Annotated in this window: 10 protein-coding genes; 8 read left to right on the forward strand and 2 right to left on the reverse strand. The window is 32.8% G+C overall.

Features of this window, described 5'->3' with window-relative positions:
• Nucleotides 1–189 precede the first annotated feature (189 nt).
• Both ACWG0P_RS06970 and ACWG0P_RS06975 read left to right on the forward strand, forming a co-directional pair.
• Nucleotides 190–864, forward strand: a complete 675-nt coding sequence (locus ACWG0P_RS06970) for a response regulator transcription factor (protein WP_455790676.1) — start codon at nucleotides 190–192, stop codon at nucleotides 862–864.
• Complete coding sequence (locus ACWG0P_RS06975) at nucleotides 854–1,867, forward strand: sensor histidine kinase (RefSeq protein ID WP_455801096.1); 1,014 nt, start codon at nucleotides 854–856, stop codon at nucleotides 1,865–1,867. The genes ACWG0P_RS06970 and ACWG0P_RS06975 overlap by 11 nt, the downstream gene beginning before the upstream one ends.
• Nucleotides 1,868–1,903: 36 nt before the next feature.
• On the opposite strand, the gene ACWG0P_RS06980 is transcribed toward ACWG0P_RS06975, so the two are convergent.
• Together ACWG0P_RS06980 and ACWG0P_RS06985 are read right to left on the reverse strand one after the other, a co-directional pair.
• Nucleotides 1,904–2,890: a N(5)-(carboxyethyl)ornithine synthase gene (locus tag ACWG0P_RS06980; RefSeq protein WP_455801097.1), complete on the reverse strand. Its 987-nt coding sequence runs from the start codon at nucleotides 2,888–2,890 to the stop codon at nucleotides 1,904–1,906.
• Nucleotides 2,891–3,272: 382 nt separating this feature from the next.
• Nucleotides 3,273–4,211: an ORF6N domain-containing protein gene (locus ACWG0P_RS06985; RefSeq protein WP_455801098.1), complete on the reverse strand. Its 939-nt coding sequence runs from the start codon at nucleotides 4,209–4,211 to the stop codon at nucleotides 3,273–3,275.
• 485 nt (nucleotides 4,212–4,696) lie between these two features.
• Between ACWG0P_RS06985 and ACWG0P_RS06990 the strand changes: the two genes are divergently transcribed.
• The 6 genes from ACWG0P_RS06990 to tnpA form a co-directional block, all read left to right on the forward strand.
• Nucleotides 4,697–5,464, forward strand: a complete 768-nt coding sequence (locus ACWG0P_RS06990) for an ABC transporter ATP-binding protein (protein ID WP_455790672.1) — start codon at nucleotides 4,697–4,699, stop codon at nucleotides 5,462–5,464.
• The gene (locus ACWG0P_RS06995; RefSeq protein ID WP_455801099.1) at nucleotides 5,454–7,499 is read left to right on the forward strand and encodes an ABC transporter permease; all 2,046 of its coding nucleotides are present in this window, start codon (nucleotides 5,454–5,456) and stop codon (nucleotides 7,497–7,499) included. Before ACWG0P_RS06990 ends, ACWG0P_RS06995 begins: the two co-directional genes overlap by 11 nt.
• Nucleotides 7,500–7,665: 166 nt before the next feature.
• Nucleotides 7,666–7,872, forward strand: a complete 207-nt coding sequence (locus ACWG0P_RS07000) for a hypothetical protein (RefSeq protein WP_455801100.1) — start codon at nucleotides 7,666–7,668, stop codon at nucleotides 7,870–7,872.
• A complete protein-coding gene (locus ACWG0P_RS07005; RefSeq protein WP_455790669.1) occupies nucleotides 7,869–8,636 on the forward strand; it encodes an ABC transporter ATP-binding protein in 768 nt (255 codons plus the stop codon). The genes ACWG0P_RS07000 and ACWG0P_RS07005 overlap by 4 nt, the downstream gene beginning before the upstream one ends.
• Nucleotides 8,626–10,671: an ABC transporter permease gene (locus tag ACWG0P_RS07010; protein ID WP_455801101.1), complete on the forward strand. Its 2,046-nt coding sequence runs from the start codon at nucleotides 8,626–8,628 to the stop codon at nucleotides 10,669–10,671. Before ACWG0P_RS07005 ends, ACWG0P_RS07010 begins: the two co-directional genes overlap by 11 nt.
• A gap of 134 nt (nucleotides 10,672–10,805) precedes the next feature.
• The coding region (tnpA, locus tag ACWG0P_RS07015; RefSeq protein WP_455801102.1) for an IS66 family insertion sequence element accessory protein TnpA at nucleotides 10,806–11,067 on the forward strand (262 nt) is incomplete at its 3' end.

The raw sequence follows: 11,067 nt of genomic DNA on the forward strand, positions 1-11,067 counted from the left end.
ACTCAATGTACTTTATTTAATAGTAGTACATCAAGTGTACTTTGTCAATGGGATTATAGTTACTTTTTTTTACGAATGCCTTTTGTTTACAAAAAAGAAGTATATGTTAGCTAACACTTTTGTAAGTTGCTACGATAAAACTTTTTTTAAAAGATTTCATACGTTATAATAAGACTAGGTGGTGATATCATGTATCGTATTATGGTAATTGAAGATAATGATAAAATACGTAATGAACTTAGTGATTTTTTAGGAAAGAATGGGTATCAAGCGCTTGCGCCTATTGATTTTGAACATATTCTTGATGTTGTAAAAGAAGAGAAACCAGATTTAATCTTGTTAGATTTGAACCTTCCTGTTGTGGACGGTCATTTTATCTGTCGTGAAATTAGAAAAGATAGTAATCTTCCTATTATTGTAGTCACAAGTCGTGATTCTGAAATGGATGAATTAATAAGTATGAACTTAGGAGCAGATGATTTTGTCACAAAACCTTATAATCTACAAATTTTATTAGCACGTATTTCACGTGTTTTACAAAGAGCGTATGAACATTCTAGTGGAAATGTTTTAAGTATCCATGATATACAATTGGATATTTCTAAGAGTACCTTATCCTATCGAGATAAACTTGCGGATTTAACAAAGAATGAACTTCGTATTATGCATTGTTTGTTTGAGAATAAGAACAAAATCGTATCTCGTAATGAGTTGATGCAACATATGTGGGATTGTGATCTGTTTGTGGATGATAATACCTTAACAGTAAACATCAATCGTTTGCGTAAGAAGTTAGAATATCTACAGTTAGATGATCTGATTGCGACAAAACGAGGATTGGGTTATATCATATATGAGGACTAGAGATTTCTTACGTGAGAAGTTTTATTATGTTCTCTTTACCTTATTTACAAGTACCGTTATCTTTATGTTTCTATATGCAGTTAGGACAAATTTTCAAGTCATTATCATTATTGAAATACTTATTTGGATTACCTTCTTTTGTACTATGTTTGTGGAATTTGGAAGAAGAAAATCCTTTTATACAAAGTTAGAAAGTATTCTTGAAGGGTTGGATAAGAAATATCTTTTAACGGAAGTGATAGAAGAACCTTTATTTATGGATGGGAAAATATTACATGATACGTTAAGAACTGTTGATAAATCAATGGCAGAGCATGTGAATACCTATCGTCTTAGTCAAAATGATTATAAAGATTATATTGAGATGTGGGTACATGAAGTAAAAACACCACTTGCGGCAGCGCAGTTGGTGATACAAAACAATCCAGGTCCAGCAAGTGAAAGCCTTGTGGAAGAGATTAATAAAATCGAGGATTTTGTCGATCAAGCTCTTTATTACGCAAGAAGTACGAATCCAGAAAAAGATTATATTATCAAAGATATCTCCTTACAAGAAAGTGTCAATAAAGTCATTCGTAAACATTCCAAGACGTTTATTTATAAAAAGATTCGAATGGAAATTGATGATATTGACGTACATGTGTATAGTGATGCGAAATGGTTAGAATTTATTTTGAATCAAATCATTGGCAATGCCCTAAAGTACACAAGTGAACAAACAGGAGTGCTCCATATTTATACTACAAAATCAGAAAATAATATTTCTTTACATATTCATGACAATGGAATAGGAATAGAGGAACACGATATCTCTCGTATTTTTGATAAAGGATTTACGGGTACAAATGGACGTACCAATGAAAAAGCAACAGGTATGGGATTATACCTTTGTAAGAGCTTATGTGATAAACTCTATCTTTCCATTGATGCGCAGTCTACTCCATCAGTGGGGACAACCATTTGTATTACGTTTCCTATTAGTAAACTTATGTTATTAAAATGAAAATGAAGACACTCGACAGTGCCTTCATTTTTTTATTTAGTGTATTATCGCTTTGTTTTTTTGTTGCATACTTGTTTGGTACGTTGTTATCTTTTCATCATGGATCACACCACAGGAGATGATTTTACATTCCTTTAAGATTTCCTCTTTGCTTGTAATCAGTGCGTCCACGTAATCTGCAATCAAAGGCGAAATCGTTGAAGTTGCGCTGCGATAGTAAAGAGAAGGTGTGTTATTCACTGCATATACCATAACACCATCCATTTCATAAAGTGGATCTTTGATTGTTGTGGAACGAGCGCCTTCAATTGCGCCATCCGCATCATCACTAACATCAATTAACATAGCCTGTGGTTTCATATGTTGTAAATCCTTATGATACAGGATATGGTCTACTCTTGATGGGTCCCATAGTACTGCATTGATGACAATATCAAAATCACCTATCTCATCACGTAGTTCATGTTCCATTTGACGATTAAAGAATTTTACCTTGCCACCAAGGGATTGTATGATATAGTTCGCTCCCATCGCAGTATTTCCACGACCAATGATGGCGACTTGTTTTCCATATGCCAAGATACCAAGACATTGCAAAGCGTGCAATACTGCACTTTCTCCCGCAATGAAATTATTCTCCCAAAATAAATGACGGCCATTATGTGTAAGTTCTTCCCATGCATAACAAACAAACTTTTTATTCACTAATAAGGACGTAAGTTTAGGATCCTCTACTGCATGTATCCATCCAAATAATTGTGTATGTTCTTTTAAATCCTTTAAATATCTTGCCTCTCCAATTTTAGGATCACAAACAATATCGCAAGTAAGTACCTGTTTTCGAGACTCTACATGCACACCCGCCTTGTTGTAACATTCATCTTCTATGCCAAAATCTTTACCATAACCCTCTTCTATAAAAATTGAATCTTTATGTGTAATCTTCATAATATCTTCTGGCAAAATTGCCAAACGTTTTTCAAACAGTTTATCACTTTTCACAAAACCTATTGTCTTATTCATATATCAGTACACCCTTTCTTAATATCTAGAAATCAAGCGTTCTGTATGTTCTTATATTCGTCACGATACTACAGAACGTAAGTATTCAACGAACAATGACAGGGGAGGTTTTTGATGATCACTTCGATTATGAATCTGATAGTTCTCATATAACGCTAAGTATAAATGGGTGTTCTGCATCAAAAACACCTCCTTTTGTGATGAGTAGCGAATTGTATCAATCGCAACTATGGTCTCAGTATAACACTTCCCCTATCGTTATACAATTTTACATATCTCTATCTTCCATTCGTAAAGTAAATACAAATTGATCAAATTAAAAGATAATCAGTGATGAATGATTATCTTTTTCTATTTATCTAATTGCCTAAAGTATAAAAATCTATCTAAACAATAAGTCACTATTTTCTAAAATTCTATCTATTACAGGATGCATAACTTCTGTGTCCAACATTTTATGAATAGTGCTCACTTTATTACCAGTATCCTTGCTAGAATGACCACAGTGATACATAATTTCATCAGATGTGCCATAATCTAAAACGATATAGCGATCATGAAATTCTCTAATCCTTTTAACATATAAACTGGAATATTCTCTATTAAAATTGTCTACTTCTAGTTTATGTAATTTTGGTACACTTTTATTAGCAGTAAATATGGTAATATTCACGTTTCTTTTTTTATGCTTAAGTAAAGATAAAGTGTCAATATCTACATAATTATCAATCAAAAAAATCGTGTGTTTTGCATGTTTATAGATGTTGATATATGCTTCATTCGCTTCAAACTTCTGTCCTTCTAAGAATGTTATTTCTTTGATTGGAGTATCATCAATGAAGTTATCCATAATTTTGTCTATAGCCGCTTCATGTTTATCTAAACGATTATTGATACTAGTTACATATGAATAATCTAATAGTTGTTTATTCTCAACTATATAATGCTTCATTTTTTGAAAAGATCGCATGATGTACTTACTTTGTTCTGTGGCAATATCCCCATTTAGGACAGTGGCTAACATATAAACTCCTATTTCGGTGAAGACAAAGGGCAATTTCTTTATATTCTGTCCTCTTTTATTTTGGCTATCGTTCAAAGTTCCAAATTGGAACTTTGGAAGTTTCTTAGCTTCCTCCATTGTTAGCTGAAATCTAAAGTCATCTGGAAATTTTTGAATATTCCTACTAACTTGTTTATTAAGATTTTTTACCTCATATCCATATAATTCGGCTAAATCACTGTCTAGCATAACTTGTTGTCCACGAATTACGTGTACTAAATCTTTGAACTCTTTATCATTTGCAATTATTTCATTCATCTAATTACCTCCCTTCAATATATATATACGATATAAAATGTGAAAATCCTAAATATCTTTAAATTTTTGCGAAATCACATAATGTGACTTCACGATTAAGAAAAAATCCCAAGAGGAACCTTTTGATTGCCTTACTACAACTATCTCTATATTCAATAAACTCTCTATTTATTACCATTATTTTCACTACCTTTCTATTTTTGTAGAATTTCGATATAAATTGGAGGGACAATAAGCATATGACAAAAGAAATATTCGTTATTATAATTACGCTTTCCATAGAATCATCCATCCTTAATTTATACTAATATTTTCTTTATTTATAAATTATCAATAAGTATACTTTACAAATGGAAGATCCCTATAAAAGGTAAACATAGCTCTGTGTTTTACCTTACAACAATGTAAGAACAATGATATATACATCTATGGAATAGGATTGTTTCCTCTATTAAACTTAAAGTATACAAATGAGGAGGATGTTTATGAAAACAATACTACATGTGGATAACATAGAAAAATATTATGGGAGTCGTGGAAATATCACAAAGGCTGTAGACAATATAAGCTTTCAAGTACAGGAAGGAGAATTTGTCGGTGTTATGGGACCAAGTGGTTCTGGTAAGACAACTTTATTAAACTGTATTTCTACCATTGATCGTGTGACGAGCGGACATATTTATATCAATGACCATGATATTACCGCATTGAAAAAGGATGATTTAAGTAAGTTTCGTCGTGATGAATTAGGATTTATCTTTCAGGATTTCAACTTGTTAGATACCTTAACGGCATATGAGAATATTGCCCTTGCCTTAACGATTCAAAAAGTAAAGAGTTCAGAAATTGATATGCGAGTAAAAGAAGCTGCCTATAAATTAGATATTATGGATACGTTAAACAAATATCCTTATCAATTATCTGGTGGCCAAAAACAAAGAGTTGCTTCTGCACGTGCGTTGATTAGCAATCCTAGTATGATTTTGGCGGATGAACCAACAGGTGCTTTGGATTCAAAGTCAAGTCGTATGTTATTAGAATCCATGGAACGCATGAATCGTGAATTCAAGGCGACCATTATGATGGTAACGCATGATGCCTTTACTGCTTCTTATGCACATCGTATCTTATTTATTAAGGATGGAAAAATATTTAATGAAATCGTACGTGGAAATGATTCTCGAAAAGACTTCTTTAATAAAATATTGGAAGTTGTTACTTTATTAGGAGGTGACACGAGCAATGTACTTTAAACTTGCGCTTAAAAACGTTAAAAAGAGTTTTAGAGATTTCCTTATTTACTTTCTAACGTTAGCCTTCGCGGTATGTTTGTTTTATACCTTTAACTCGTTTCAAAGCCAACAGGCTGTTATGGAAATGAACGATAGACAAAGTGTGCTTGTAGAACAATTATCCGTTTTAATGAGTGCTTTATCGGTATTTGTTGCGATTATCTTAGCGTTCTTAATTCTATATGCGAACAATTTCTTAATCAAACGTAGAAAGAAAGAATTTGGTTTATATACTTTATTAGGTATGCCTAAGTTTTTAATATCAAAGATTTTAATTTATGAAACATTTATTATCGGAGTTAGTTCCTTACTTGTTGGGATGGGGCTAGGAATACTATTATCCCAAGCGTTAACCGTAGTAACAGCAGGTTTGTTTGAAGTTACTCTTCATTATTCCTTTGTGTTCTCCTTATACGCAACACTTGTCACAATCATATCTTTTGGTGTAATCTTCATCATTTCAATGTTGTTGAATAGTTTCCTATTAAGTCGCTATAAGTTGATTGATCTTATTCATGCGGATCAAAAGAATGAATCTCTTAAAATTAAAAAAGTTTGGTTAAATGCGATTTTCTTCATTCTTTCAATTCTTAGTTTAGGGTTTGCATACTATATTTCTTTAGATAAGGGTGCGGAAGCTTTAAATTATTTGATTCCGATTATCATCGCTGGATGTATTGGTACTTTCTTATTCTTCCTATCTTTAGCTGGGTTCTTATTAACCATTACGCGTTCTTGTAAACGTGTATACTTTAAGAATTTGAACTGCTTTATTTTGAGACAAATCAATTCTAATATCAATAGCAATTTCCTTTCTATGAGTTTTGTATGTATAATGTTGTTACTAAGCATTGGTGCGTTATCAACAGGATTGAGTTTGAACTCTACCATCAATGAAACAATCAAATTATCTACGCCTTATGACTATACGTATGTAGTGGAATATTATACGGCGTATTCACCAGATAAAAACAACAATCTTCCACTAAACGCAGAAAGTTTACTAGAAGATTTACAGATTGATAAACAATATATCAAAGAGGAAAACATAGAAAAATCATATGTGGCAGATATTCGTTTAAATGATCCAAGCATCATCGATCATATACAAGATGAATTCTTTAAATCTCAAATGGCAACTAGAAACAATACAAGAATACGTGCCATTCCATTATCGGTATATAATCAAGAACTATGTGTTCGAGGATACGATCCAATTTCTTTAAATAAAGATGAAATCTTCATCTTTACAAATACGGAAATGATGAAGCCAATTGTACAAGATGTAATTGATGCCAAACCAGAAATAACGTTGTTTGGTAAAACATTAAAGACTGCCAATGATTCTTATGATGGAATTCCGATTGGTACTACTGCAGCAATCAATAATGATATGTTAGCACTTGTTGTCGATGATTCTAACATTCCTAAAGATACAGAAGTCTTTGATATCTATTGGAATGTGAATCATAGCGATTCTATAAGTGATGAAGACTTTGCGAACATGGTAGAGAAACAGGTTCTAAAGGTAAACGAAACGTTAGATGAAGGAATCTTTTTCCAAATTGTTGGCTGTATGAACACAAAAGATGATGTATATTCATCTAGCAAAGGGTTGAGCGTTATCTTGACTTACATTGGAATCTATTTAGGTATTGTCTTTATGATTGCCAGTGCAGTAATTTTAGCTCTTCAACAACTTTCACAAGCAAGTGACAACAAAAGACGTTATACCATTTTATCTAAAATTGGTGTTGATAAACGTATGATGAATCGTTCTATCTTCTCCCAAATTGGTATTTACTTCTTATGTCCTTTGGTACTAGCCATTGTGCATAGTGTCGTAGGAATCAAAGTTGTAAGTTATGTAGTGGTCATGATGGGTAGAGCAGATATATTCTTATCCTCTATTGTTACTGGAGGGATTATACTCGTTATCTATGGATCCTATTTCCTTGTGACCTATGTTGGTTATAAAAACATTATCAAAAACTAAAAGTATTCTATAAGATGTCAAAGCTAGCTATTTGACATCTTTTTTCTATACGATATGTGCTACAATAATTTTATAACTTACAACAATGTAAGGGTATTGTTATACAGTTCCATGGCTACCAATCTTGAAATGTCTTAAACTATAGGTAAGCGATGGAGGTGTATATATGAAACGATTATGGATATATCGCTTTGAACTGTGTATTGCTACATCTGGGCTTTTACTATTAGCCAGTGTGTTCTTTCCAACTAGCTTACCCGCAGGATTCTATGTGTGTATGTTAATCCTGTTTCTCATATCCATCGTATTGCTGAAACTTTCCGCAATAAACGAACATTTAAAAAACAAAATTAGAAAGGGAGGGTTTTTATGAAACCAGTATTACGTGTAGAAAATATAGAAAAATATTATGGAAGCCGTGGAAATATTACAAAGGCGGTAGATAGCATTAGCTTCAAAGTCCATGAGGGAGAATTTGTTGGAGTTATGGGACCAAGTGGTTCTGGTAAAACAACATTACTTAATTGCATCTCTACCATTGATAATGTAACGAGTGGACACATTTATATCAACGATAAAGATATCACCGCATTGAAAAAGGATGCGTTAAGTAAGTTCCGTAGAGATGAATTAGGATTTATCTTTCAAGATTTTAACTTATTAGATACCTTAACTGCATATGAAAATATTGCTCTTGCCTTAACCATTCAAAAGGTAAAAAGTTCAGATATTGACAAGCGTGTGAAAGAAGTCGCAACCAAACTAGATATTCTAGATACATTACAAAAATACCCATACCAATTATCTGGTGGACAAAAACAAAGAGTTGCTTCTGCACGTGCTTTGATTACCAATCCTAGTATGATCCTTGCAGATGAACCAACAGGTGCATTGGATTCTAAATCTAGTCGTATGTTATTGGATTCTATGGAACGTATGAATCGCGATTACAATGCGACCATTATGATGGTAACGCATGATGCCTTTACCGCTTCTTATGCACACCGTATCTTATTTATTAAGGATGGAAAAATCTTTAATGAAATTATACGTGGAAATGATTCTCGCAAAGACTTCTTCAATAAAATATTAGAAGTTGTGACCTTACTTGGAGGTGACACGAGCAATGTACTTTAAACTCGCGCTAAAGAACGTTCGCAAGAGTTTTAAAGACTTCCTCATTTACTTCTTAACGTTAGCGTTCTCTGTTTGTTTATTTTATACTTTTAATTCCTTTCAAGCACAACAAGCAGTTATGGAAATGAGTCAAACCCAATTAGAAATTATCGAAATGTTAACGATGTTAATGACCATTCTTTCTGTGTTTGTCGCCATTGTTCTTGCGTTCTTGATTTTATATGCGAATAATTTCTTAATTAAGCGCAGAAAAAAAGAACTTGGTATTTATACGCTATTGGGTATGCCAAAACGCAAAATATCCAAAATTCTTGTATATGAAACATTTGTCATTGGTTTAACATCTTTGGTTATTGGGATGTTATTAGGACTCTTATTATCCCAAATACTTACCGCAGTATCTGCTAGTTTATTTGATGTAACCTTGAACTATCGATTTGTGTTCTCTCCAAGTGCAACCATAGTTACATTATTGGCATTTGGTGGAATCTTCCTACTTACGATGCTTTTTAATACCTTTGTATTAAATCGCTATAAATTGATTGATTTGATTCATGCAGATCGTAAAAATGATGAATTAAAAATTAAAAAAGTATGGGTATCCATCATCGTATTTATAATCTCCTTGGTATGTTTAGGTGGAGCTTACTACTTTTCTATGAAAGATGCTTTTACCGCATTTATGAATTTATTACCGATTATCATTGCGGGAAGTGTTGGTACGGTGCTATTCTTCTTATCTCTTGCGGGATTCTTATTAACCGTTATAAAATCAAGTAAGAAAGTATACTTTAAAAACTTGAACTGTTTTATTCTAAGACAAATCAATTCCAACGTTAACTCAAACTTCATTTCTATGAGTATCGTGTGTATTATGTTGTTGTTAAGTATTGGAGCGTTATCTACGGGCTTATCTTTGAATAGTACCATCAATCTAGCACTACGTAACTCGACACCTTATGATATCACATACACAGCATTTCAATACAATCAGTATGAGAATGAAAAACCTGTGAATATGCCAGATAACACTGGTGAATTGTTAGCGAACTTACCTATTGATAAAAGTCTAATCAAATCTGAATTCTTAACAAAGAAATACAAATCTGATGTGAATTTCAAAGATCCAGCAATCATGGATTGTTTAAGCGATAACTACAAAAGTATGATCTATGAAGAGGGTGATGTATCCATACCTGTCTTCTCTTTAAGTTCTTATAATCAAGAGTTAAAGGCAAGAGATTACGATACCATCAAGCTATCTGATAACGAAGTATATCTATTTTCTAACTCGGAAATGCTTGCGGATGGAGTAGAATCGATACTTGATGCAAAACCAACCATACAGTTATTTGGACATGACTTAAAAATTTCCAATGATGACTATATGGCAATTCCAATCGGCACTACAACCTCTGTAAACACAGAAACATTAGCATTGGTTGTAAAGGATGAGTTTATCCCCGAAGACACACAGGTATTAAATTATTATTGGAGCGCAAACCACGTAGATTCTATAAGTGACGCTGCGTTTGCGGAAGAATTACGTAATGCACTTTTCCAAATAAATGAATCCTTACCTGAAGAACAATTTTTACAAACGATCGACTTTTTCTACCCTACAAAAGATGAAGTCTACATCAACAGCAAAGGTTTAAGTGTTGTGTTTACGTATATTGGTATTTATTTAGGTATTGTATTTATGATCGCAAGTGCAGTGATCTTAGCACTTCAACAGTTATCACAAGCAAGTGATAACAAGAAACGTTATATGATACTTACAAAAATTGGTACTGATAAACGTATGATGAATCGTTCTATTCTAATGCAAATTGCGATTTACTTTATGTTGCCGTTACTCTTAGCCCTAGTGCATAGTTATGTAGGAATACATGTCGTCAATGTCATGGTTATGAGCTTTGGTAAAACAGATATTATGATGTCCTCTCTTACAACAGCGGGAGTTATCATAGCGATCTATGGTTCTTATTTCCTTGTCACATATATGGGATATAAAAATATTATTAAGAGTTAAATAGGATTAGCTATTAATTAAAAATGCACGTAATGAATCAGATGAACCGTTGATTATGTGTAAGCGTCTAATACAGCCCATCTAGAAAAATAAGAACTCCTGTAGGATAATATATTCAACAGGAGGTGAAGTCAATGCCAGTAAAATATGATTATGATTGGGAAAAGCTACACAAAGAACAGCAATTATCAGGATTGAATATGAAACGATTCTGTAGAGAGCGTAGTCTTCCTTATCAGAGTTTCAAGAACCATAAATACCAATCTGTAAACGAAGCAGATGAAGTTAGTATTGTACCAGTGAAATGCAAAGAACAGAAAAGAATTTCATTCGTAATGAATGGAGTTTCTTTATCAGTAGATGCTTCATTGGATGATGAAGGACTACGCAAAATCA

The sequence above is a fragment of the Amedibacillus sp. YH-ame6 genome, assembly GCF_053848845.1.